The sequence below is a fragment of the Legionella drozanskii LLAP-1 genome, assembly GCF_001467585.1.
Taxonomy (GTDB): Bacteria; Pseudomonadota; Gammaproteobacteria; order Legionellales; family Legionellaceae; genus Tatlockia; species Tatlockia drozanskii.
Window position 1 is genome coordinate 29538 of sequence record NZ_LNXY01000033.1, and the last position, 24789, is coordinate 54326.

Consider the following 24789-nt stretch of genomic DNA (forward strand, 5'->3'; position numbering starts at 1 on the left):
GAAATATGAATTAAGTAATTTATTGAAGCAATTTACAGATTTCTAATAATTCTTTTCCCAACAGCGCTTTAAACTCGGTAGTTAAGTTGGCAGAAACAACCATATAAGCTTTTTGGTCTTCCATTCTGAGAAAACAAACATCAAGAAAGTTATTGATTGCTAACAAATCATGCCAATTGTTTGCTAGAGGTTCACATTCGGATTCAAAGAGAGAGTTATCCCTATTCTTTGTATTCACAAAATCTTTATAGACATTGACATTAATTAGAAAATGATTTCCTTTAAATTTATTTAAGCGTACACAGTGATTAATTAATTTGTGATTTAATGGATGGGAAGGAACAACAAAATTATAAATTGAAGTGAGGCCATTAACCGCTATTTCTTTGACTCTACTGGAATGCCGGAAATTGCTAATACATGCAAGTTTAGCTAAATTTGGACATTTTTGAAAAGGACTCGTGCTTATAATAGATGCGCGTAGCTGCTGACAGAGGGAGTTTAAATTTTCCTCTTTATTCAACATGACTTTTATCAAGTCTAAACTGAGGAAACAACCGATTGTATTATCGTATTTACAATTATCACGAGTTGATTTTACCTTACTAAAGCAGAGCGCTGAGTTTGAATTTGATTCGCCCAAAATTCGATTTAAAGCTAGTAATAGAACCCCGCATAGGCCGAGATCTAGGCTAAAATGATGTTTAGAGCAATAAATTTGTAAAGCGTCTAATAAATTTTCGGGAATTTCTATATGGCTTGAATAAGCTAGTTTTTGTTTTTTCATATTGGGTACAACATAGTCATCGGGAATGACTAATAAGGCAGTATTGTTTAAATAGTTTTGCCAAAAGATCAGATCATGGTCGAAGTGAGTGTTTAGATGTTGCTGTTCAGCAAAAATGTATTCTCGATGTGAATTGTCTTTTTGTAAGTTTGGCAATTCCTCAGATAGATACAATTGGGATAAATCGGAAAAGAGAATATCAATTGAAACTTCATCTGAAATGATATGAGGCATACAAAATTGTAATTCCGTTTTATCTCCAGGCAAGTAAAAGATTCGAGCTCTAAATAGCGCGTAATTTTTAGGCCAGTAATGATCATTTCTTAAGTCTTCTAATGATTTTTCTAATATTGTTTCATTTTCCAGGGATAATGATTCCAAATATATTACTTCGATTTTAATAGTCAATGACTTTTTAAATTGTTGTTCTGGAATAAATTTTGCTATTTTATAGGACAATGCATCATGTTTTTTTAAAAGATTTTCAAAGGAGTCACGAAGTTTTTTTTCATTCAAGCAAGCATAAAAACGTTTTCGTCCACAGATGTTTATTTTTTTTGCCTTTGGCTCAAAAATAGTAGCCAACCATAAAGTAAATTGAAAATCACTGAGAGGGGATTGATAATTATCCTGATATATTTTTCCAGGGAAGTGAATTCTATTATTAATTTTTTGCTGCTTATCTAACAATATTGATAAAGCACGTATGGTCGGGTTTTGATAAAATTGTCGGATACTAATATTTTTATTGATGAGCTGAGTGAGTGCTGAAATTATTCTTGCTGCAGATAGGGAGTGCCCTCCTAATTCAAAAAAATCATCATTAATACCAATTGGGTCTAAACCAAGTTCATTGGACCAAATCTCCGCAATTGTTTTCTCTAGCGGACTCTGTGGTTCTTCGTGGGAGAAAACGCGAGGAATTGGTAATGCTTTGAGATTCAATTTGTCATTTTCATTTAAAGGAAATGATTCCATCGCTATAAAGAAAGTTGGTATCATAAAATCCGGCAAATAACCCTTTAGATATTGCCGTAATTCCCCATCAGAAATCACCGCTTTTTTATTATTTAAAATATAATAAGCGACAAGTATTTTTTCTTTTCGGTAATTCTCAACAGCATTTATTTTTGCCGATTCTAAAGCGGAGTGTTTTGTTAAAATACTCTCAATTTCTGCGGGTTCAATACGATATCCTCTGATTTTAATTTGATTATCAATTCTTCCAATATATTCCAATTTGGAGTTGGGAAGTTGACGGCATAAATCACCCGTTTTATACAAGCGGGTATTAGAAGACGAATCAAAAGTATTGCTAATGAATTTCTCCGCAGTTAACTGAGAGTGATTTAAATAACCACGAGCTAGGCAAACACCCCCTACATAGAGTTCACCAACTTCGTTTTTTCCAACTCGATTACCTTGATTAACGAGATAAAAATTACAATTAGGGAACAGTTCGCCAATCGGAACATAGGTACCTAATTGAGCGATATTATTTCGATCAATTTGATATACGCTAACCCCAACAGTAGTTTCTGTCGGACCATATTCATTAAATAAAATATGGTTGGGATAAAGATTCAACCAAGAAGCGCAGTCGATTGATAATAAGGCTTCTCCACCTAAGATAATCTTTTTTAAATAGTTAAGAGGTGTATTTTGAAATTTTGCTTGCTGCAGCAGAACTTCAAAATAGGCAGGGGTTAATTTAACATAACTAATCTTATTCGTTTCCAGATAATCCAAATATAAATTTGGATCTTTCTTAACTTTATCTTCACAAATTACTATTGTTAATCCTTGTGTCAAAGGAATTATTGAGGTGGTTAAGGAAAAATCAAAAGAGATATTAGAAGAAAAATCAATCCGTTCTTCAGGGCGAAAGCAATATAATTCAGCAATCCATTTCGAATAGTTAACTATACTTCTATGTTCAATTAAAACACCTTTTGGTGGACCTGTAGATCCTGAGGTATAAATTATATATGCTAGTTGATTCGGGCTGATTTTTGATTTTTGGTTGGCTATCTCTTGTTTGGGTTCAGAAAAAAAATCTTTATCTGAAAAAGGTAAAAGAGTACCTTGATAACCTCTAAATTTGACTGCCATTTCAGGTGTTGTAATAAGAATTGGAATGTAGTCTCTATTTAAAATATACAGTAATCTTTCCGCAGGGTTGGATTGATCGAGTGGAACATAAGCCCCACCTGCTTTTAAAATTCCAAGGATTCCAATAATTAAGTCAATAGAACGTTCCATACAGATAGCAACAGGAAGCTCTTTTTTTACCCCTAATTGAGATAAACTATGAGCCAACTGATTCACTTTTTGATTTAATTCTCCGTAGCTTATAGTTTGGTTTGCACAACTTATAGCAATAGCTTGAGGGCGCAGCGCAGCCTGGCACTCAAACATTTCGACTAAAGTCTGTGTATTTTCTCTAAGTCGTTTCTTAATCATTTTTATAGGACCTAATTATCTGTTTTTATTTATTTAATATAATTATAGTTCGGGTAAAAATTTATCGAGCCATTTAGGAAGATACCAATTCCATTTTTTAAAAATTGCCATAGTAGAGGGCACTAAGAGCGTACGAATTAAAAAAGCATCCACGAAAATGGCGACGGCAATACCGAGTCCAAATGCTTTTACCATCAGGACATCAGCAACTAAAAAGGAACCGCAAACAACAATAACAATTAAGGCTGCGGAAGTTATTATGCGGCTGCTTTTTTCGATGCCAAAAATGATGCTTTTCTTATTATCGTTGCATTCATGGTATGACTCTTTAATTCTCGACAATAGGAATACTTCATAATCCATTGAAAACCCAAATAGGGCACAAAAAATTATCACTAATAAGCTAATATCTAGAATTCCTTGAGGTTCGAAATTAAGATAATGAGCCAAATACCCATCTTGAAAGACTAATACGAGAGCGCCATAGCAAGCTGAAAGACTCAATAAGTTCATTAAAATAGCTTTTAAAGGTAGAAATAAAGAGCGTAATAATAGAAGCAAAATCAGATAGGAAAAAACAAGAACCCATACAACAGCGTAGGGAAGTATTGCAAAAATTTTATCTAAGACATCCACATTGATTGCCGGAGTTCCAGTCACTTCCACATCCATTCTTAATGGAACTTTAATGGTTTTTAGTTCTTTGACTAAGTCGGTTGTTTGCTCGGAGTTAATTTTGTATTTGCTATTAACATTTAATAGAGTGAAAGAATGCCTGGTTGAGGTCGATAGCAATTTTTTCACACTCGCAGGTAACAGATTTTTAGAAGTAGAATAGAGCGTCTGATATTCCTTTTTACTTAATTTAGAATCTGATGAAATAATACCAACTACATTATGAACTAATGAATTATCCTGCAATTTATTGACGAAATTATATAATTTTGAAATATTCTTTTTTGAAAGAATATTGCTATTTGGAGCCTGAACTAATAGAGTAACGGGTGTTAAGTCTCTAATATTAAAATAGTTTTCATAGTCGTTAAAAAATTGTCGACTATCCGAGGTTTTAGGCGTTATCCGATAATCGGATACTCCAAATTTAGCTGTTGTAATCGGATAACCCAGTATTAGTAAAAAAATAATAACGGGAAAGAAAAAAACGAGCGGTCTATTCACTATTTTTGTAGCAAACCAACGCCAAAATGGTGCACGATTACCGGTGTGTTTAATCATGTGAATCGATAAAAAATCAATATTCTTTTTAATAATCCCGAGAACAGCTGGTAATACTATAACTGCATTAATTACCGCAATTAAAACTGCAATCACACCACCTATAGCCATAGAAAATAAAATATTAATAGGAAATAAAAATAAAGCACTTAAGCTAACTAAAACAGCTAATCCACTAAAGAAAACAGATTTTCCTGCGGTTTCTTCAGTGATCGCAAGCGCTGTTTTTATACTTTTTCCTTTATGAAATTCTTCGCGAAATCGATTAATAATAAATAGCGCGTAATCCAGGCTTAAACAAAGTCCTAACAATAAAGCAATATTTAAAGTGTAAATCGAAAGGGTGTAATGCTCTCCAATGAGATAAAGTGAAGTTAAAATAACTAAGGCGCATCCTCCACCTAATACAATGGGCAGTAGAGCCGCCATGACTGAGCCAAAAACGAAAATTAAGGTAATAATTGCAACTGGTGTGGCAATCAAATCAGCGCGATAGAGATCAACCTGAGTCTGCTTATTAATCTCATTAACAAACGAAGCCTGACCTCCAAATTCCATCGACATTTTGGATGGTTTTTTTATCAATGACTTAATGTGCTCTAGTTCTTTATCCCCCAATACTTTATGACTTTTGATGATAAGGACAACATAGGCAGAATGTTTATTTTTAGAAATTTGCTTTTTATTTTCTGAAGGGAGAATTATTTCATGTTTAATAGGATAATTTTTTAATTCAGAAAGTGAATTTTTTATTTTTTTTATAAAAGGAGACTCATCCGCTAAAAGACTAGAGCTATGATAAATGATCAAAATCTTATTGGTGTCATCATAGCCAAATTGGTCGTTAATATATTTCTGAGCTTTAAAACTCGCAGAATTCTCGTCGCTAAACCCAGTGCTTTTAAATGGAGGAATTGTTTTTACAAGAATTGGTATAGAGGCTATGAGGACTATTGCCCAAATAAGTACTATCGCCCATCGAAGTCGAAAAATAGCTCTTCCTAATCTATAAAATAGCTTTTTTTTCATCCCTTTCTCGATCCCACAAAATCAAAGCATAGTTCGTCAATGCCAATTTTTAAAGCTTAAAATAATCAATATGTTTAATAATTATACGTCAATACGATTGAAAAATTTGAAAATAATAACAATGAAAGAAGATCAGTGATTAGAGGTCTATTTAAAAATTAGGGCTCTTCAATAACAAAATACATCGAAAAGTTAATGATTGCTTAATATTCATCAAGTATAATTTAATGTCAATAATTGTAAGCTTTTTATATTGGAGACTGTATGTTACCACTTAATTTTCTGACTCAAGGAAGTCTTATGGTCCCCAACGGTATTGATTTGCCTCTAGTTTTCCCTGGAGTCCGAGGAAAAATAAGTAAAACAATCACCTTAGCTGATGGTAAAACATTAGAAGCTGGTAGTTTCGCAATAATCCAGCCACTCAATTTAGATAAGCAAGAAGAAACCCAGAAATTCAGGCTAACCCCTTATCAGCCAGCAGATGCAAGTCGTGCTGATTTGCCTGAAGCGCAAAGGAATATAGTTATTCATAGTGACAATACTTGTGAAGTTGAGCTTACAAATCCTGAAGAGTACTTAGGATTTAACATTGAGCAATATCAGCAATGTAATGAAGATTTATTTGGCGAAGGTTCTCCATCCATGGACGATGTGAAACAGTTTAGGGTGCCTGATTGCTTTTTCCTCGCTCCCATAGCAGCTATTTTAGCTCAGCCTGGAGGAGCAAGCTATATTCGTAGCATGATGAGGCAAAATGGAGATGGCACAACTACAGTTCGTTTATTCCACCCTAAAACCTTAGAGCCATGTTATATACGAGTTCAAGATGCCTATATTGTAGATAGAGAAGGTAAATTAAATAACCATACTTTTTGGGTCCATATTCTCGAAGAAGCAGCTGCATCTGTTCCTGAGTTTTTTGGCGCCACTGTTCCATCGATGAGTGAGGCATTAAATGGAGGAACAAGGTTTACTGCATTTAGCCTATTAACTGGTTGTCCTGCAAAGGAAACTTACATTAGCCATGAGAATTTTTTTGCTTGGGACATCGCTCACTTTTTTGCTGATGAGCTTGAACAACTTGCGGCAATACCTGTAATACGGGAAGCAGACTCTTCTAGAGCAGATGAAATTGTGACAGCTGTACTATTATCAAAAATGAAGGTACTAGTTAATATTTTTCCTGAAGATACGCAAACAATCTGTTTGAAATTAATAGATTTTTATAATGCAAATAAAGAGCAGTGGGAAAGAATATATAATGATAAACAATTTGGTAATAGCAAATCACGTCTTGAAGCACTAATAAACCATTTTTCAATAGATGAAAAAAATGAGGATGTCGTTAAGCTCTTAAGGGAATTGTATACTTATTACCATGAAATGTTCACTGGAATTTATTCAACCGAAGCACTCGAAATTTTTAATGACATAACCAGCAACCTAGCCGCCGGTCAATCTTTAGCAGTAGGTACTCCCCAAAGCTATGAGGACGAAGTAGAAGGTCTAAGAGCGACGCATGCTTATACAATTATTGAAACTTATGAGAAGCCCAATCCTTTTAAGGATAGAGAAGAAAGAATTAAAATGGTACGGATCAGAAACCCGTGGGGTGCAACAGGGCGGCTTTATTTACCAAGTATAGATAATGCAGAAAAAGTGGAGGTTATAGAAGCTAGAGAAGCCGCTATTTTTGATTTAGAACTTAATGAATTTTGTCGTTTTTTTGCAAGTTATACGAGCACAATAGGATTTGATACTGTAAAAGTACTCGCTGAAAAAAGAGAAATTTTGACAGCTAAGATGCAAAATCTTCTAAAAGATAATGATTCAAAAGTAGAAAAAATAAAGGCTTATTTCCAGTGTGTAACTGAATTAGTTACTATTCAAATGGCTGCTGTTGAATTATTAGATGACGAAATTCATGAAGAAATTTCAAAGGCATTCGAAGAGGAGCCTCTAAGGGATCAGCAGTCATTAATGAGCGTTATTGAAGCCAAGAAACTCCTAATGATGAATTTTTTTCAAACGTCTGATTGTGACTTAATTGCTGCATCAATTACCCACTGGTGGAAAAATTCTAAAGGACAACTTTCAAATGAAGATGAAAGAACTTATCAACATCAGTTAGTTGAGTCGGTAAAAGGGGGAAGCGAGCTTTGGACAAGGTTTGTTGAAAATTACCAATTCAATTCTTCAGTAGTGCTTGAGCCATTAAATAGATCATTACAAATGGCCTCTTACTTATTTGAAACGATAAGTCAAACAAAAGAGGCATTGGAAAAATTATCTGAGAATGTAGATGGTACTGAACAAGCATTAAAAGCACTCTTCATTCAGCTCGCTTTGCTGGACAAGCATCTTAACTATCTTAAGGAAAATAAAGATATCTTAGGTCTTTGGGATGTTAAAATAGAGATTTTACTTGAGCAGTCAGAAGAACTTAATCAATATGTAGAAGACTTGTTGGTAAAAAATTCAAAGGCTACTGGTTTTCGAGATGAAGTGCAAAAAGAGTTACAATTAAGCTTAGATACTGATGAATTCGCTAATAAGGCCGAGCATCTTTTAGTAGACATGGGATTATTATTAAATCAATACGTTGAAGAAAATACAGTCCCTACTCCCGCCAGCCCACAAAATGAAAAATTGCCCCAGTGGGTCATTGCTTTAAAAGGAATAGTAGAGCAAGTTCTGTCGATAATTTTTAAGTGGAAGTATGCTCCTGCTCCTGCTCAAGAATCCGGATATAATAGGCCAGCAGAACCTAAAGACGATGCTGCAAACTGTGGAAAGTTTGGTATTTTTAGAAAAGTGATTGGGACCTCTCCTCAAGGATCTTCACCTGTCCCGCAAGAGCTTCCAGCAGATAAACCGGAAGATTCTGATCCAACTGTTCTAAGACAGAATTAAATTTTGTCATTCCTATCTGCAACCATGCGAATCTTGTGGCTTGACCATAAGAGTTCGTTGATGCAGGTAGAAAGAGTTCAAGACAATTGCTCCTTTATTTTCGATCAATGGCCTCACACGCTATTGGTATTTTTGAACTATATTTAGGGTATTTGAGGGAGATTTAGTATGCCAAAACCCTATGTATCATTAGGTGGCGTTAAAATTGCACCTTTCAAGAATCCTTCTACTGAACCTTATGGTGCTTTCGCTAATACCACCCCTTCGGGTAAATATCCAATTAAACAAACAGTGAACATTGATGGTGGTTCCAGAACCATTGTATGGCCCTCGTCTGAGCATGCTTTCCATGCACAAAAAATACTTCATTTAAAAGGTAAGCTACCTCTGAATCATCCAGCCCAAAAGACTCTAACTACCATGCTAGATGAAATTGCCGCAACTCACGCTGGCACAAATAAAGAATATTTGCCTCGTGATGATTATGATCCTTTGGTGAATAAATATCTCAATCAATTAAATAAAGATGGACTTAATGTAAAAGATAAATACGCCTTTGATGCTTTATGTGATGCTGATTTTCACGCGACCAAAAATCCAACAGGCAAAAAAGAGACTGTTAACTTTATGCGCACTGTGATTGCGATGAAACTCGAGCAGCATCCTGAGTTGCGTGAGAAAGCGATGGAGTGCGCACGAGAAGGGATCTTGCCAGTAGAAATAAGCCAATATGACGTAAACTGGGCCAGTGGTCCAGATGGCAAAGGGTTAAATATGCTGGGAATTTTGATCTTAGAAGAGGGAAATAAGTTACTGATTCAAAATGGTGAAAAGCCCCGTATTCCCAATCCTACTCAGGCTTATCAACAATTACAGAGTACTCATAGCGCAGCGTTAGCACATAATCAGCAGGTTAATAATTTAACGCCCAATACCGCAAATTGGGTATTTCCCAAATCTAATCCCATTAAATTTAAGGGAAGCGATTACTATTCTCAACCAATTATGTCGGCGAATGAAATAGAAAAATCGCTGGAGAAAGGAATTGTCCCGTTAGTGTCTGATCAAGAAACTGTTCTTGATGGCTGTTTAAATTTGGGGATTAACAAGAATGATGCCGCTCGATTGCTTACAACTTATTCAGTGAAAAGCGTCATGTCTAATCTTAATACACAAGTGAATGTGCAAATGGTGAATAATACGCGAGCCAATGTAAAAGGCCATGATCCTAAAGCCATGAAAATTACCTTCAGTTCCCAAAAGGAAGCGCAAGAATTCTGTGAACGACTCTATAAAGAGCACGGGATTCATAGCCTGACTCGTGGGCCGGGAAAAATGAAAACCCCGCATAATGGCTCCGTTTTTCTGACTAAAAACGATTTGGATAAGTTGGCTCAACATGCACAATTATCAAAGTCAAACGCTGGAAAACTTGCTTTTGACACCTTAGCTAAATCGGTTAACCCAGACAAACAAGATAAAATTGAGGATAAGAAAGATGATTCCTATGGTTCTGGAATGAGATTTTAGCGAGTAAAAGCGGGTTATTAGAACATTCTTTGTCGAAAAATGTTCGTTTTTTTAATGATCTAATTAATATCATGCTGATCCCTTTGTTTCTTATTTGTAAACTTTTATTATTCTATGGTAAAATATTGGCTATTTGATTAACAAAAGAAGCATCTTATGACCTATTACTTATATGTTCCTATAGCTCAGGAAAAAGTATCTTCAACTTTACAAGCCACGATTAAGGATTGGGTCAAGGCAGAAAACATTAAACAAAAGGAAGTCGTTGTAACCTATCTTGGTGAAAAAGGATTAAAAAATTTACCTCCCTATGCCAAGATTTATGTTCTTGCGCCCGGAACCGCAACTACACCGACCTCTATTGAAAATCAAGCTAAGGATTATGAATTAGCTCTAAATTTTCCAAGTACTTCACAGCAATTTTACTTATCCGAGGGAAAGACTCAGCTGTCGGTACCAAAGATGGTAGATGAGATGATTGCTGATGGATTATTTTCTAGGAACGCCGAAGAGCTAAGCGAGGATATACCCAATATCCATATTAAATTGTTTTTCCAGAATGCAGGAAAACAGGCAAGTCGATTAGCTAAAATATTCGAATATTTCATAGACTTAAAAAAGCCAACTACACCAGTAAACATTCGAATGGATTATTATCCTGACTCTCTGCTTCAAGCGCCTGGAAAAAAGGGAAAACCCCATAAATATGCAATTCATTCCTCTAAAAACACATTTCTTAGGGCTAAAGAGGTTAGAGAATCATTATTCAGCGAGGGCTGCCAACCGATGTTATCAATCGAAGCAGTCAGAGAGGCTGTTCGAGAATACTATATTTATAAATCGTCCCGATTTTGTGGCTTATCTCATTTGTTTGGATTAAATGAGTGGTTTACAAGCAAAGACAGTGCTTTGACCATTGATTCACTATTAAAACCTGAAATGAAGGACGAAGATCGATTTATTAAAGCTAAGAACTTTATAAAAGCATTTCCAAACAATAAATTAGCAGACTATTTGCGAGAACTAGTGGATAACTCTGTGAATGATAATAAAGAGAAGTTTTGGAGTTCTCAGGCCGCTCAAGTATAGGTAGGTTGAAGCCTCCCTTTAAGATGTCATCCCCCGCGAAAGCGGGGGGGGACCTCATGTCTTAACGATTCGCTTAGTTTTAGAACAATTAACCGATTTTAGTTTTTCTTCTCAGACTCTCCTTGTCCAATGTGTTTAGCAGCACTGTATTTTTGCAGTCCTTTGAAAGTGACTTACCGATTATAAAAAAATGGTCTAAGTCTCGATTTATTCACTTTCTCGCTCCGCACACCGCTATTGATTTTTAAATGAAAAATTTTTGATCTAATCTGTTTATCTGTTATACAACTTATGTATAATAGTAGTAATATTGATCAAATTGGAAATGAATATGTCTAAACCAATCATTAAACACAAAGTTGTCTTTGGAGATAGTCTTTCTGATCGCGGATTACTGGGATTAGAAGAATTGCTAGCATTCGGTGGCGGTTTGACGGGTGAATCGCCTCGCTGGCGATTTGCTAATGGTTTTGGTTGGGTCGATCTAGTTGCCGCTTTCGGCATGGCTGATTTTACAATTAACGAAGTCAAAGCTCAAAGAAAAGAATTATTAGCACGTTTAGACGAGTTAAGAGAAAACGAGCAGAATCGAGACCAAATTATCCAAATCAAAAAGATAAGAAAAAATGTTGCGCAGTTAGACGATAATGACCTACAAGAATTATTTAACAAGTTTAGACAAGCCTTTAATCTCGATAACCCCAGAGCGATTCTTTATCACGGAGAGCGCTACCTACGCACTTATGCTATTGGTGGTGCCACAGCAGCTCAATGGGAATTAAACTTTGATGAGTTAGTTGATGAGCCTTCAGAAGATATATCCAGACTTTTACTTGCTAATCTTAAACAGCAAAGAAAACAACTTTTTGAAGATGATCATCACTACCGTGTTACTCGAGAAGAGAAAAAGGAAACACTTGTTGTCGATTTGTCAGGTGCTAATGATTTAATCACCGTTAATGATAGACCAACTACGGAGATTGCGGATAAGGCTATTAAAGCCAAGATTGAAAACATTGAAAAGTTAATCGAAAAAGGCTACAGGAATTTCGTATTATTCAACCTTCCCGATTTCTCTCTCACCCCCCGATTTCAAAACTCTAGTGAAGAAGAGAGAAATAACGCCCATGTGGTCACTGAATATTTTAATGAAAAGCTATCAAGGAAAGTTGAGGAACTAAAAACTAGATATGATGAGGACTGCTTTTTTGATGTATTTGATGCGAATGCAATTTTCATCGATGCTTATCAACATCCAGAGAAATACGGGTTTGATCCTGAGCTTAAAAAAGAATACTTTACTGAATCTGAAGTACTTGAAGAAGCTAAGGACAATCCAGATTATCAAACTAAAAAGATAACACCTGATACTGGGTTTACTAGTTTGAATCTTTATTTCATGACTCCATTGCCAGAACAAACTGTTGAATATAAAAATAGCTATATTTTTTGCAACGAGGGAGAAGACAAGCAACTTTATTTTATTGATTCTAAAGGAAAATCAGAGCAAGTAACCATTAATGATTTTAAGTATTTAGAGTCGGAACTTCAGAAAATTGAAAACAACTCAGTGACGCAAGACAGAGTTCGCTTAACTACCCAGCAAATAAAGCAATTGATCACCGACAATGGGGGTCATATTCCACCCCTTAAAGGGTATTATCACTTCTGGAATGCTGTCCATCCTTCTGCCTACATGCAAGCCCTATTAGGTAAGAAATTTGCGGATAAATATGACCAGATTTTCGATTACCGTTCTCCTGCGACAAAAATAGACAGCTCTGACCCAGAAAAATATCAGCAGTTTCTAGAGTATAAAAAAATATTAAACCATCTGAGCGATAGGCCTATATCTGATGAAAAAGCATGGGAAATGTTTGAACAATATCGTCAAGATGAAGTTAAGATCTGGCAAGCACCTCACCGGCACCATAAAACCGCCCCAATTCCTAAGCCGGTCCTAAAATATCTTGAAGCTATTCAAGAACATGCTAATGAATTAGCTAATCAATTTTTTAATAAAGAGATCGGTAAAGAAAAAGCAAAAGTATTGAATGACTTTTTGCATGAGGTTAATGAGATAGCTAAAACAGACTCTCATGTCGTTGAAAAATTAAAGGCCATCAAAGCACGATTAAATAATTTCAATAAAGAAGAAATCGAGACTATTAACACCCATCAAAATCCAAACCTAGACAAGTTTTTTAAAGAAGATACCTGGACTACCGCTTCTTATACCTTACTTAATAATCTAAATAAGACGATTGATGTTTGGTTACAGAAACCAGAATATAAAGGCTCTTATTCAGTTGAAACAGATATTTCTAAACAGGATGAACTCGCGGAAATTATTCAAAAAATAGATGAGCATTTCCAAGAACTGGCTAGGAGTAGTAACCGTATTGCCAAAAATAAATCAGTCATATTAAACGAAATATCTAGCGCACTGAAAGCCAACCTCCACGAACCGCAGGCAATTCTAATGATAATCAACAATATTAACCCTAAGGATCTGCAGAGTCTTCGAGTCAAACAAAATGCAACTTGGGACGCATTAATGGGAAAAAAATCAACAACAATAGAAAATCTTCTGCAAAAACTAAAAGTAGTTGCTACTGAGGCTTTAGTTCTAATAGAAGAAAACCCAGGAGAAAAAGAGCTTAATACGAGCTTCAGGCCTGGATAGTAGGGTGGCACTACCGAACATTTTGCCGCTTCTTATCATTGGACTTGCAAAAAGCACTGGGTATTAGCAAGCTATCAAAACCAAGCCAAATCAAAGGAAAAGCGCAATAGATGGGATTTATAGCGGTTTTTCTGTTGGTCTTTGACCTGAGGTATCTTCACTTTTTTTTGAACAAAAATAGGTGATGCTACCATCAGTAGCTCGATCCGTTCGGGCTGAGTCCTTCGAGAGCCTCAGGATGCTCGGGTGCGCGTAGCGCTGCCTTGGTGTTTGCAAAGCCCCCCTTAGAGTGCCTCAGGACAGGCCTTCGAGACGTCGCTGGCGCTCCTCCTCAGGCTGAACGGTTCAGTAAAACACTGGATTTGGCTCGAAATATTATCAAAAAAAAGTGAAGATCCCCCAGGTCTTTGACCCTCAGACTATTACGTCGTCATGGGTGGTTTAAGATTGTATAAACGAATTAAAAGGACATCTTGTAACTTAACCGTCTGTAAAGAATTACGTATAAACAAACTGGATATTTACGGGGCAGCGATACATATTCTTATTTTTTTTGATAATTAGAATGCAACTATTAGATATATTCAATTACATTAAAGACAATATTAGCCCTCGCTTAAAGTCACCCTATGTTTCAGTAGAGTATTCGGAGGATGATAAAGAGGCATTATTAATTGGCCTCCAAGTTGCTTTGCGAAATACAGAGGAAAAAGAGCTCACTTCAGATCAAATCATCGATGTTTTCAATGCCATGATGCCGAAACTTAGGGCTAATATGAAATTGCCTACTAGAAAAGGTTCCGTCGCATTTAAACAATCAAGAGGTGAAATGAGCGAACAAGGAATAGTTGAACTTCTTGAATGGGCTGAAAAAAACAAAGCGGGTTTGGCCCCCGATTTGAAAACGAAGGGCAAACAATTTGGCAATGAAGTTGAAGCACTAACTAATCCAATGTTTAATCAATGAAAAGCTTAATTACCTTGAATTTAGGAATTACTCGAAATTCTAGGTTCAATCGGGGCATCCAACTTTTGTACGATTCCGATTAGTTTAATAGAGACCTGAGTCCCCTATTAAAAGGGGTAATAGTAGTGGGGTAGCGATCTCATCCTCGTCAAAATTTGGTTGAAGGCTACTAACAAATTTAGTGATGGATATAAATTCTTGCATCATTAACTCCCCAGCAAAAAGTATGAAACGACATTATATCATTGGCACAGTTAGTAAAATGTCTGTCCTATAGCCACTGATCTTGAGTCATTAGGGTCATATTTCGCATCTATTTCAAGGTCGATCACGCTTTGCCTAGCGCGAGCTTGAGAAGGGGTAGCATTGTTTAGTGGTCTAAAAAATAGAAGAGGATATCTACTTCTCAATCTACCATATCTATTTTCTTCTGTGTTTTTAGAGGAATAGGAGGTGATATCTGAGAAATCATCTGAATCAGGGAGAATCTTAGGCTCATAATGGCACAAATCGTTTAAACTAGAGTTAGTTTCTGAAATAAATTGTGCTAAAGTCGTAGGTGTGTTTGAGATAGGAGTCTCGGAATCTTTGTAGATTAGACCCTCTAGCTGAAGTAAGCTTTGTTGATGGTAAGTGCATTATTTTTAAAATTCTCATCCTCTTTTAATCGTTTTGACGCAAGAAAAAACAGGCTAGGGTTTTGTCTTATGGCTATACTTGTAACAACCTCATGATCTTTCCACTTTTCAGATAGATGTTCATAACATTGGCAATTGACTGCAACTGCAGCTAGCACAAAATTCTCGTTATCAGCTAGCTCAGAGTCGGTAAACGCTATTGCTTGAGCATTGAGCTGAATTGCATTAAGCATAAATTCTCTATGCTTTCTAAGAGCTATAGAAATCTGTTTAATTTAGGCAAAATTGTCTTTAATGTTCTCTAATTCTTGTTGTTGATAAATATCTAACATGAATAAATTCCATACCTCACAAATAATGCGCGAATTATCAGTGGATTATTATGGTTTCAAATCAATAAAATGCTGCTCATGAATGCTATTAATTTGAGTGTCAAACTGTCTCTATTTTGATATTCAATCCCTTAAATCAATTTTTCTTGCGTTCTTTGATTTGCTAATACACAATCACAGGCTGACAAAAGTTTGTCCTCAAAAACTCTTTGCTAAAACCAAGCTCATTAACTTTTAAAGAAGAACTGATGAAAAAACTGGATACCTATCAGAGCCTTTGTACCGAAGTCTATGATTTAAGTAAACCCAATGCACCCGACGATGCCTATCCTTTCTATCGCAGTTACGCTATGGAGGCAAAAGGCCCCATTTTAGAGCCTATGTGTGGTACTGGGCGGTTCTTATTGCCTTTGTTCGAAGAAGGTTTTGAGGTTCATGGATTCGATGCAAGTCAGCCTATGTTGGAAAGACTGTATGTTAAAGCAGAAACTAAAGCGCTTAAGCCAAAAGTTTGGCATGGTTTTATCGAAGATTCTAATCCATCTAATCCCTACCAATTGATTTTTATACCCAGCGGTTCATTTGGACTTATCACCGAACAGGCTGATATTCAAAAGGCCTTAAAAACAATTTATGACCTCTTGGATACTAAAGGGCTTTTTGTTTTTGAAGCAGAAACAGTTCATGCAGTTCCGAAAGAATTGGGTATTTGGAGAGGTTCTAGATGGCAAAAAGAAGATGGTAAACTAATCTTACTCAGTCAGTTAGCTATGCTTGAGGGCGATGTTTGTTACTCAATCGGCAAGTACGAGCTGATTGATCAAAATTCTGTCACTAAAACAGAAGTTGAGGAATATAAAATTCGTATTTATCATGAGTCTAGTTTCTTATTGAACCTGCTAACTGAGGTTGGTTTTAATGAGGTACGTTTGGTAAAAGCCTTCGACAGAGAGGCATCACCTGATGAAGCTGATGAGAGTATTGTTTTTGAATGTAGAAAAAATTAAGGCAATAAATGAACACACAATTGATCCCCAACGATTATCAACACATTTCCCCAGCAGGTGCCGAGGTTCGATTACTGATGAATAATCATTTAGGTGGGATGGCTCATTGTACTCTAAAAGTGGGGACCATTTCCAAAGCAGTTCGGCATAAAACCGTATCTGAATTTTGGCATGTTCTTTCGGGGAAGGGCGCTATTTGGCGTCAGTTAAAGGGTCAAGAGAGCATTACTCAATTGAGAGCTGGAGTGAGCATCGATATTCCTTTAGGAACCGATTTCCAATACCGAAGTGATGCTGAAGATTTGGTATTCATTTGCATCACCATGCCACCTTGGACAGGGAGTGATGAGGCAAGTGTCGTTGCTAAAGGTGCTTGGCAACCGAGTACGGAATAAGATGAGTATCCCTAGCGATAAAATACAGAAGATTTCCTCATCTTGAATTGATGGTTCTCTTAATATGATCATTGCGCTTTGGCCCAACAAATTCATGAACTTGTTCCATCCATCGCATTCGATAGGATGTTGGGCCAAAGCCAATTAGGAGAGTAGCTTCAATAGTGCCTGTGCGCCGGCAGTTGAGGAGGCAGGATTTTGACCGGTGATAAGACGGCCATCCACAATCACAAAACTTTGCCAATTAGTTGATTTTTCAAATAATCCTCCCAATCGCTTCAACTCATCTTCTACGAGGAATGGGACTACTTTCGTGAGTTGGACTTCTTCCTCCTCGTCATTGGTGAAGCCTGTAACGCGTTTTCCTTTGACTAGAGGAGCGCCTTTGTAAGTGACATGACGCAGCACGCCAGGTGCATGGCATACCAAAGCGATCGGTTTTTCTGAATTGTAGAAAGATTCAAGTAAGTGGATAGAATCGGCATTTTCAGCAAGGTCCCACAGAGGGCCGTGACCACCAGGATAGAAGACGGCATCAAAATCTTCTGCCTTCATATCAGCAAGTTTACCTGTTTGAGATAGGTTTTTTTTCGCCTGCTCGTCTTGTTTGAATCGCTGCATTGCCGAGGTTTGATTTTCAGGTAAATCACTCTTTGGATCGATAGGCGGCTGTCCGCCTTTTGGTGAGGCTAATGTGAGTTCAACCTCTCCATCCTTAAATACAAAATAGGGGGCTGCAAATTCCTCTAGCCAGAAACCTGTTTTGCGGCCTGTGTTGCCGAGCTGATCATGTGAAGTCAAGACCATCAATATTTTCATTTGCACTCTCCTTCCTTGGAATACTTTCCTGATGATTGCGAGGTTCTTTCAGTATAGTCTGAAATCGGGCATGGAAAATGTTCAACCAGTAATACTTTATCTTTTTAGGCGACCACTTAACGAGAATAATTTCTCTCTTAAGTGGTCCTAGATCTTAGTTTATTTTATAGAGGGGACTTCGCCGTCTTCTTGAGAAGCTTTCTTTGTTTCGTCCTCTTTCTCAATTTCAGGGTTAAAATTAGGTTTATTAAGAGCCCGGAAGAATTGCATATCATTGCGTGTTTGTTTGACAACGACAGCAGCCGAAACTAAGAATCCTATTCCTGCTAACACAGTGCTTAAAAGCATTAAAATAGCTTTTCCTAATAATTTAAGGTCAGGTTTTAACTTAAATTGCTGCCCCATTTCTTGTAATTTTTTCCTATTATTTTGGTCTGTAGGTTGTACACAAGCTTGTGCTGTTCTTGCAAGGGATTTTAAAACCTCAGTTTTTGTAGAGGGTAAACGAGTCACGTCACTAAGAACTGTTTGAGCAGCCTCGAGCACAGCTAATAATTCATTATTAGCTGCTTTATTTTGTTGAAAGTAAGGAAGATTCATTATTTCTTCCTCGGTTTGCTTGCTATAAGTTAAATTATTTAAATAGTTTTCAAAAGCAGCACGTTGAATGTCGCGAGCTTTGGTTACTAATCCCTCGAATTGCTCATCTTTTTTTACCGAAAGATTGCTAATTTCGTTTGTTAAAATGACTAACGCATCTAAACTATTTTTCTGGGTACGTGAAATATGATCTGCATAGGCTATTACTTGAAGTGCCTCTTTTATTCCAGGCTTATCCTGAGCTTCTTGTTGTGGTATATATTCCTTTAATGCTGGATCTACATTTTTTTCCAAAGCTTCTATCACATGGCCTCTTGCTATTTTTTCAAGTATATCCTGTTGGATAAACGCTTTATTTAATGATTTTTTGAGAAAACTATAACAAGCCATTGAACTACTAAGGTAGCTTGCCAACAGCTCTTCAAAATTGTTCTGTAAATCGGGATCTAAAAGTTTGAACTCAACATCAGGTGATAAGTCCCTAAACTTCTCAAACTGTCCCGGGTTGAGAGTTTTTTGTACAGCATTCAAATCAAGTGCACCTAGCTTGATGTGATCTAGCTGTTCCGTGTAACCCGAATTTGGTGCATAGTAAAAAATTTCTCCCTTACTATTCTTAATAAAAAGAAAAGCGGATTCTGCAAGTCCACGATTTTTCAATGCGGACTTAATTTTCTCATCCTTAGCTTCATTACTTAAATCAACGTTAAAATCATCGATGGAGAGTAGGTAAGCATTGTCGCCCTTTATTCTTCCTAAAATATTCAGTGTTACTGTTATTGCCGATTCTTTTACATAGTTAGTTGCAGCACTGTCACCCTGCTCAGAAATATTGTTCACAGAATCATTGAGACGAGAAATAAATTTCTCTGCTTCTTCTTGAGTGAAGGCCTCAGGTAATTCACTCAGTGCACATAAAGCAGCATGTTTTGCGACGGCTGTTTTTAGCTCCTTGCTTGTTAAACGTTTTAAAACTTCTTTAGCTTTATAATCAATATGATAGTTCTCAAAATGACCAACTTCCTGATTGTAACCATCGATAGCTAGCATTAACGAAGGAACGAAACTGCCTGACAAAGCTCGGTTGCCTCCAATCCTCTTAATTAAAAATAACCAAGAGCCTAAGTCACTATTATCAATGAATTTTTCTTTGATTTTATCGATAGCATCAGGGTTTTGTTTACTTAATTCCAGCAATAAGTTTAGTTCGTGTTGACTAGTATCGACTTTGCCTATCTGTGGCAGTTTAGTATCGGCTGGGTAAAAATCAATATGGGTATAGCCTGCAATCAATGAAATCATCAATGAAGCGATAGCTGGACTTCCTTCAGGGTAATTTTGCTCAAGAAAATTGACGTAATTTAATAGTTCTCCTTCGTTTTTGAGTTTGGAGAGCATTCCTTTGAGGGTGGGATAGCCAATGAATTTCCAGGGTTGAGGCGGATTAAGGGAGGTCAAGGTTTCTACAATTGGCTGCACTTTATCTGGTGTTAAATAAGTTGTAAGTACTTCTTTTTGGGGTGAGCCTACACTGGCTTCACGGTAATATCTAAGTAATTCTAAGAATTTCTGTGGATTAGCTGCGGTTGCGGCTATTGCTTTAGAAATATTTTCTTTACTGGTTTCGAGTAAGAGGTCCTCTTGTTCATATCTTTCTTCTTCATATCTTTCTTGCTCTTCATCGTTAAATGGATTTTTTTCGTCTCGATACGTTTTTATTAAAGCACTAAATAATTTCCTTGATTTGCGCGCTCCTTCTACTCGCGTCATCAAACTTATTAAATCATCGGTATCTTGAGTACCTTCTATAGCTAAACCAAGTTGGATGCCGGATTGTAAATGCAATAGCCCCATGGGAGTGTTGCAATTATTTGCTGAAATTGACTGCTCCAAGGTTGTCCAGTCATAATCCTCAGTGGCCCAGGAAAAATGCTCTAAAGTTTTATCTTTGATTTGATTAATAATCTCTGGATAGCCCAGAGGGGTTTTATTATTATTCAGATTGCCAATAATTGCATCAAGTACCTTTCCTCGAGCAACAGGATTGTCAAGACTTAGGTCCATGATTTTGCTAACTAAGAGCTTCAGGCCTTCAGGCAGCTCATCGTCCTCGCTTAATTTTGCATATAATTCAACAATATTATCAATATCTTGTGGATGCCAACAGGCCAATACCAATTGCGCATAGATCCCTTTGTGTTTTTCGTTAAGCTGTTGTTCTTCAGGTATGGCGTTTAACAGGTTTAATAAGTCTTGTTTACTATCATTTAATTCATTGCCATGAGCTTTAACAAATTGCTTCAATTGATTAATTGAGTAGCCTTGAATTAATTTTCTGATGAAGTAGTCTTCAGTTTGTTTCCTATCCTTCATATTGACCGATACTGCATGAATACGTCCGTAGACTTGAGGATAATTCTCATCGTCTGTGGCCATGCGTTGAGCCATATTGATAACTTCCTGTTTATCATCAAACACGACAAAGTTATCGGCGAGGTCACTATGATGAACGATATGTAGAATCATTCGTTCTTTGCCACCAATATATTTTCTCTGTTCTGACTCTGGAAAACAGTCCGCATGGGGTTGTAATTTTTCCTGAATTGAAGCGATCTGTTTTTCAATTTCAGTGGGGTTCTGAGTTTCTAAGGGAGGGTTTTCGACTATCTCGTCTCTAGAGAGCGTGGCTCTTCTTTTTTCCTCTGCAGCTCGTGCTGCAATTTCTCTTTGAGTTGCCTCAACTCTAAGAAGATTTTGTTCCCGATCTTTATCAGATCGCATCTTATCTTTTTCATTCGCAGCTATTTCCATTGCATCCGGATTTTTTCGGCGAAAATTTAATATTCGTCTTTCAAATTTCTCAATGACTGTACGGTAGTAAGTTCCTAATTTACCTCGGTTATTTGCATCAAAATCTAAATAGGGTGAGGCGTTTACAATGACATAACCTGTCTTTATTCCCGTTTTCTTTAATTCATCAATGACTAAGCAGCGGAAACTTTTTTCTTCCATTTGGACTTCTAATTTCCTCATCTCAAAGGAAGTTAAAAAATTGACCTTATCAATCCCCATTGTTTTCATTGCTTTAAATAGATTGGTATTGAATTTTCCTGCACTATCCAGACAGGTTCCGTCGATATCAAATAAAATTTCGGGGGATTTTGAAGGTATGGGCATGATCAACTCTCTTAAATTTTAAGATATTATAGCAAAAAGAACAACTCAAGTTCAATGCGCTCAAAATATGCTCATTCAAGAAGAGCATAGATGTACTTATATAAACTAAGTTGCTTCTAACTAGGTTCCGTTTCTTCAAATGCGCCAAGTAAGGCTCCTAAGGAGCCTATGGTCTTTCACTTGGCAGCGATTTTCTTTTTACTCTTAGTCATTAAATGTTTAATATTAAATAATCGCTCAATTATTTAAAGGACTTAATTGAACATTGCTAACACTCGATGGGAAATAAAAATTTTAGCTATTATTGCTATTTTTACAGCCATAAAATTTTCCCAATCAATTCTATTTCCTCTTTTACTATCATTTTTTCTCTATTTGTTATTTAACCCTATAGTAGAGTGGTTGGAGAAGGCTAAGTTTCCTAAAGTAATTAGCTCGGTTCTAATTGTATTAGCTTTTTTAGGAGTGATTAGTTTGGGAACAACTTTTCTTGTACAACCTGCTGCGAATTGGATACAAGATGCTCCAAAAAAATTCTCAATTATTGAACAGAAATTTCAATTTGTTAAACAATCGTTAGGAAAGATTAATGAGGTCGCTGAAACTGCTCAAGACATAGCGGAGATAACTAAAAAAGATGAAGTTAAAGTTGCCACTTCAGATACTAATATTGGTATATCGTTATTTAATTTAACTTCAAATATAATAATATTGATATTCACTGTACTCATCTTTCTATTTTTTTTCTTACTTTATTTTGAGTCGTTCATTCTTAACTTAGAACGAGTAGTTTATAAAGGAAAAAAAACAATAAAGAACAATGACTTTCTTTATTGTTTGAAAAATGAAGTGTCCAAGTATATGCTAATTTTCTCTATGATTTGTGCTGGATTAGGTGCAGTCGTTGCTTTCACATTTTGGTTAATAGGCTTCCCAAACCCTTTGCTTTGGGGGGTCATGGCGATGTTGCTCACCTACATACCTTATATAGGCCATTTAATAGGTATAATAATCATCAGCTTTATTTCATTAATTACCTATGATTCCTACTATAACATTCTACCTCCACCTATTATTTATTTTTTATTAGGTGTCTTAGAAGGACAAATTATTACACCTATTTTTTTAGGTAATCGTTTAAACTTAAATCCTTTAATCATTCTATTAAGTATCTTTGTTTGGGGTGAGTTATGGGGAGTTGATGGCGTTATAATGTCGGTTCCATTTCTAGTCACTTTTAAAATAATACTTGAACATCTTCCAACTCAATTAAGGTACGAATTATTATTAGAAAAATAATCGAACTAGTTGAGTATCTTAAGGCTCGAACCACTGCAGAAATATGTTTTTTGTCTGATGATGGTCTAACCTTAGAATGTTGTGAATGAAAATTTACATGGACTTAAAACTCACAAGGAGAGGAACATGCATCAACAAATAGTCAATGCAGACGATGTTATAGGCGTTGAAGTTATAAACGCACAAGATGAAAACTTAGGAAAGATAGAAGCAATAATGCTTGATAAATCATCAGGTAAAGTTGCTTATGTTGTCCTTTCTTTTGGTGGATTTATGGGCATGGGCGATAAGTTATTTGCAATGCCATGGCATATTTTTGACTATAATCCTACCAAGGGAAAATTTTTAATTACCATGGATAAAGAACGGCTAAAAAACTCACCAGGATTTGATAAAAATCATTGGCCAGATATGACGTCCCCTGTTTGGGCTCGTACCATTAATGACTACTATCAGGATTCTTCAAGGCATTGATTGTGGATTAAAAAAAGCATCGGTACTCGTTATCGATGCTTTTTGTATTTACTAACCCTGGTAAGGGGAGTTCTCGGACAAAACAAGAGCTATTGGGCTTTTTTCATTTCCAAATTCGGCGTTAGAGAATTATAAAACTCTTCGGCATCCCAAACTTCTAGATCCAATTGTTCTCCTTTTTTTCGATCTCCAGGGAATTGGCTTACCAACGTTATAGGCTTCGAGCACTGAGTTGATAAATGCTCAAGCAGGCTCATGGTTGTAACAGTCTCTTCCTTGAAGGCTCCATATCGATAAGACAAACATAAATAAATGTTAGGCAATATTTCAATCGGCTCTTTAGAGTCTTTTATAGAAGTATCCACTTCTTTAAACTTTAAATCTGGATTATTTTGTTTAAACAAATCCAATATGGCATTCACGTTTAATTCATTAGTATTGGAGATTAAATAAACTGGTTGAGTTTTAGCCTCTTCAACTAATAAAGAAAGCCTGTCTTGGGTTTTTTCGCTAAGCTTTATACTGGCATTCCAAGCTTCAGCAAGTATTGAATTTCTTTCCTCTTTGTCCATATCACACAGAAAGTAGAGGATTTCAGTGAGATTATCTAAAAATTCTTCGGTGCTTATTTTTCCCAATCGATAAGGCTCAATGAGTGATTTATAATTTATTTGATACTTAAGAGTGACCCAACCATAATTAGTTAAATGGAATAATCCAGGGATGCATTCAAAACAACCACGACTATATTCCTTACATATTTGAGCAAAAGCGGCTATGATTTCCTTTATCGAATAATCATGTGTTGTAGATAAGTTAACAATAAGCGTCATAATCAAGTTTTCAATTTGAAAGCTGTGCATTATATTGATTCGTTGTTTTGATATCAATTTTTCACATAATAGCAAACGTAGAGACTCACTGATTTTAATTTTATTCGTTGAGGTCTATACCTTCTTGGGCAATGTCTTCTGCAGGAATTTTTCGAGTCTCACTAGCCCATTCTCCTAAATCAATTAATTTACAGCGGTCAGAACAAAAAGGCTTATAACGATTCTCAGGGTACCAAGTATTTTGTTTGCCACATAGGGGGCATTTTATTTTTGGGGATTCCATAAAAACAGTCCTCTTCACATTAGAAATGATTTATAACTACAAACTTTCATTACAAAAAATATAGCAAAAAATAGAGTAGATTAGCCATGTTTAGCAACAATCAAGATCTTAAATCTTAATTTTATCAATTAATTTCACCACAAAAGGCCGAGATATTTGATCCTTCCTCGAAAACCCGTACACCAACATTAAGCCACTAACCCAAACTCAGTCGGTGTTTGATATCCGA

The 24789-nt window shown here is 36.2% G+C and carries 16 protein-coding genes; 9 read left to right on the forward strand and 7 right to left on the reverse strand.

What is annotated here, in order from left to right; translation table 11 throughout:
* Positions 1–19 precede the first annotated feature (19 nt).
* Positions 20–3250: a non-ribosomal peptide synthetase gene (locus Ldro_RS15495; protein WP_058497337.1), complete on the reverse strand. Its 3231-nt coding sequence runs from the start codon at positions 3248–3250 to the stop codon at positions 20–22.
* A 42-nt stretch (positions 3251–3292) separates the two neighbouring features.
* Positions 3293–5515 carry an MMPL family transporter gene (locus Ldro_RS15500; protein WP_058497338.1) on the reverse strand — a complete coding sequence of 741 codons (2223 nt, stop codon included), beginning with the start codon at positions 5513–5515 and terminating at the stop codon, positions 3293–3295.
* Between the two features lie 501 nt (positions 5516–6016).
* Here Ldro_RS15500 and Ldro_RS15505 point away from each other — a divergent pair.
* From Ldro_RS15505 to Ldro_RS15525, 5 genes are all read left to right on the forward strand, one after another.
* Complete coding sequence (locus tag Ldro_RS15505; RefSeq protein WP_162263986.1) at positions 6017–8431, forward strand: C2 family cysteine protease; 2415 nt, start codon at positions 6017–6019, stop codon at positions 8429–8431.
* 168 nt (positions 8432–8599) lie between these two features.
* Positions 8600–9961 (forward strand): NADAR family protein, encoded by a 1362-nt coding sequence (locus Ldro_RS15510; RefSeq protein ID WP_058497340.1) that lies wholly within the window; start codon positions 8600–8602, stop codon positions 9959–9961.
* A 156-nt stretch (positions 9962–10117) separates the two neighbouring features.
* Positions 10118–11050, forward strand: a complete 933-nt coding sequence (locus Ldro_RS15515) for a hypothetical protein (RefSeq protein ID WP_058497341.1) — start codon at positions 10118–10120, stop codon at positions 11048–11050.
* A 331-nt stretch (positions 11051–11381) separates the two neighbouring features.
* Positions 11382–13736 carry an SGNH/GDSL hydrolase family protein gene (locus Ldro_RS15520; protein ID WP_058497342.1) on the forward strand — a complete coding sequence of 785 codons (2355 nt, stop codon included), beginning with the start codon at positions 11382–11384 and terminating at the stop codon, positions 13734–13736.
* Positions 13737–14301: 565 nt separating this feature from the next.
* Positions 14302–14703: a hypothetical protein gene (locus Ldro_RS15525; protein ID WP_058497343.1), complete on the forward strand. Its 402-nt coding sequence runs from the start codon at positions 14302–14304 to the stop codon at positions 14701–14703.
* Between the two features lie 604 nt (positions 14704–15307).
* Here the strand turns inward: Ldro_RS15525 and Ldro_RS15530 are convergent.
* Positions 15308–15574: a DUF4116 domain-containing protein gene (locus Ldro_RS15530; protein ID WP_058497344.1), complete on the reverse strand. Its 267-nt coding sequence runs from the start codon at positions 15572–15574 to the stop codon at positions 15308–15310.
* A gap of 347 nt (positions 15575–15921) precedes the next feature.
* Here Ldro_RS15530 and Ldro_RS15535 point away from each other — a divergent pair, with 347 nt between their 5' ends.
* A complete protein-coding gene (locus Ldro_RS15535) occupies positions 15922–16680 on the forward strand; it encodes a class I SAM-dependent DNA methyltransferase (RefSeq protein WP_058497345.1) in 759 nt (252 codons plus the stop codon).
* Positions 16681–16688: 8 nt separating this feature from the next.
* Positions 16689–17075: a cupin domain-containing protein gene (locus Ldro_RS15540; RefSeq protein WP_058497346.1), complete on the forward strand. Its 387-nt coding sequence runs from the start codon at positions 16689–16691 to the stop codon at positions 17073–17075.
* Between the two features lie 144 nt (positions 17076–17219).
* Here Ldro_RS15540 and Ldro_RS15545 read toward each other — a convergent pair whose 3' ends face one another.
* Both Ldro_RS15545 and Ldro_RS15550 read right to left on the reverse strand, forming a co-directional pair.
* Positions 17220–17894, reverse strand: coding sequence for a type 1 glutamine amidotransferase domain-containing protein (locus Ldro_RS15545; RefSeq protein ID WP_058497347.1), 675 nt, complete (start codon positions 17892–17894; stop codon positions 17220–17222).
* A gap of 159 nt (positions 17895–18053) precedes the next feature.
* Positions 18054–21671 carry a hypothetical protein gene (locus tag Ldro_RS15550; RefSeq protein WP_058497348.1) on the reverse strand — a complete coding sequence of 1206 codons (3618 nt, stop codon included), beginning with the start codon at positions 21669–21671 and terminating at the stop codon, positions 18054–18056.
* Between the two features lie 258 nt (positions 21672–21929).
* On the opposite strand from Ldro_RS15550, the gene Ldro_RS15555 reads away from it, so the two are divergent.
* Both Ldro_RS15555 and Ldro_RS15560 read left to right on the forward strand, forming a co-directional pair.
* Positions 21930–22970 carry an AI-2E family transporter gene (locus Ldro_RS15555; RefSeq protein WP_058497349.1) on the forward strand — a complete coding sequence of 347 codons (1041 nt, stop codon included), beginning with the start codon at positions 21930–21932 and terminating at the stop codon, positions 22968–22970.
* Between the two features lie 126 nt (positions 22971–23096).
* The gene (locus tag Ldro_RS15560) at positions 23097–23444 is read left to right on the forward strand and encodes a PRC-barrel domain-containing protein (RefSeq protein WP_058497350.1); all 348 of its coding nucleotides are present in this window, start codon (positions 23097–23099) and stop codon (positions 23442–23444) included.
* An 89-nt stretch (positions 23445–23533) separates the two neighbouring features.
* On the opposite strand, the gene Ldro_RS15565 is transcribed toward Ldro_RS15560, so the two are convergent.
* Together Ldro_RS15565 and Ldro_RS15570 are read right to left on the reverse strand one after the other, a co-directional pair.
* Positions 23534–24307: a hypothetical protein gene (locus Ldro_RS15565; protein ID WP_058497351.1), complete on the reverse strand. Its 774-nt coding sequence runs from the start codon at positions 24305–24307 to the stop codon at positions 23534–23536.
* A gap of 70 nt (positions 24308–24377) precedes the next feature.
* Positions 24378–24560 (reverse strand): DNA gyrase inhibitor YacG, encoded by a 183-nt coding sequence (locus Ldro_RS15570; RefSeq protein ID WP_058497352.1) that lies wholly within the window; start codon positions 24558–24560, stop codon positions 24378–24380.
* Positions 24561–24789: the final 229 nt, after the last annotated feature.

Bases quoted from the DNA above. Each gene is read 5' to 3' on its own strand.
- Ldro_RS15495 (WP_058497337.1), bottom strand. From the start codon at position 3,250: ATGATTAAGAAACGACTTAGAGAAAATACACAGACTTTAGTCGAAATG.
- Ldro_RS15500 (WP_058497338.1), bottom strand. From the start codon at position 5,515: ATGAAAAAAAAGCTATTTTATAGATTAGGAAGAGCTATTTTTCGACTT.
- Ldro_RS15510 (WP_058497340.1), top strand. From the start codon at position 8,600: ATGCCAAAACCCTATGTATCATTAGGTGGCGTTAAAATTGCACCTTTC.
- Ldro_RS15515 (WP_058497341.1), top strand. From the start codon at position 10,118: ATGACCTATTACTTATATGTTCCTATAGCTCAGGAAAAAGTATCTTCA.
- Ldro_RS15520 (WP_058497342.1), top strand. From the start codon at position 11,382: ATGTCTAAACCAATCATTAAACACAAAGTTGTCTTTGGAGATAGTCTT.
- Ldro_RS15525 (WP_058497343.1), top strand. From the start codon at position 14,302: ATGCAACTATTAGATATATTCAATTACATTAAAGACAATATTAGCCCT.
- Ldro_RS15530 (WP_058497344.1), bottom strand. From the start codon at position 15,574: ATGCTTAATGCAATTCAGCTCAATGCTCAAGCAATAGCGTTTACCGAC.
- Ldro_RS15535 (WP_058497345.1), top strand. From the start codon at position 15,922: ATGAAAAAACTGGATACCTATCAGAGCCTTTGTACCGAAGTCTATGAT.
- Ldro_RS15540 (WP_058497346.1), top strand. From the start codon at position 16,689: ATGAACACACAATTGATCCCCAACGATTATCAACACATTTCCCCAGCA.
- Ldro_RS15545 (WP_058497347.1), bottom strand. From the start codon at position 17,894: ATGAAAATATTGATGGTCTTGACTTCACATGATCAGCTCGGCAACACA.
- Ldro_RS15550 (WP_058497348.1), bottom strand. From the start codon at position 21,671: ATGCCCATACCTTCAAAATCCCCCGAAATTTTATTTGATATCGACGGA.
- Ldro_RS15560 (WP_058497350.1), top strand. From the start codon at position 23,097: ATGCATCAACAAATAGTCAATGCAGACGATGTTATAGGCGTTGAAGTT.
- Ldro_RS15565 (WP_058497351.1), bottom strand. From the start codon at position 24,307: ATGCACAGCTTTCAAATTGAAAACTTGATTATGACGCTTATTGTTAAC.
- Ldro_RS15570 (WP_058497352.1), bottom strand. From the start codon at position 24,560: ATGGAATCCCCAAAAATAAAATGCCCCCTATGTGGCAAACAAAATACT.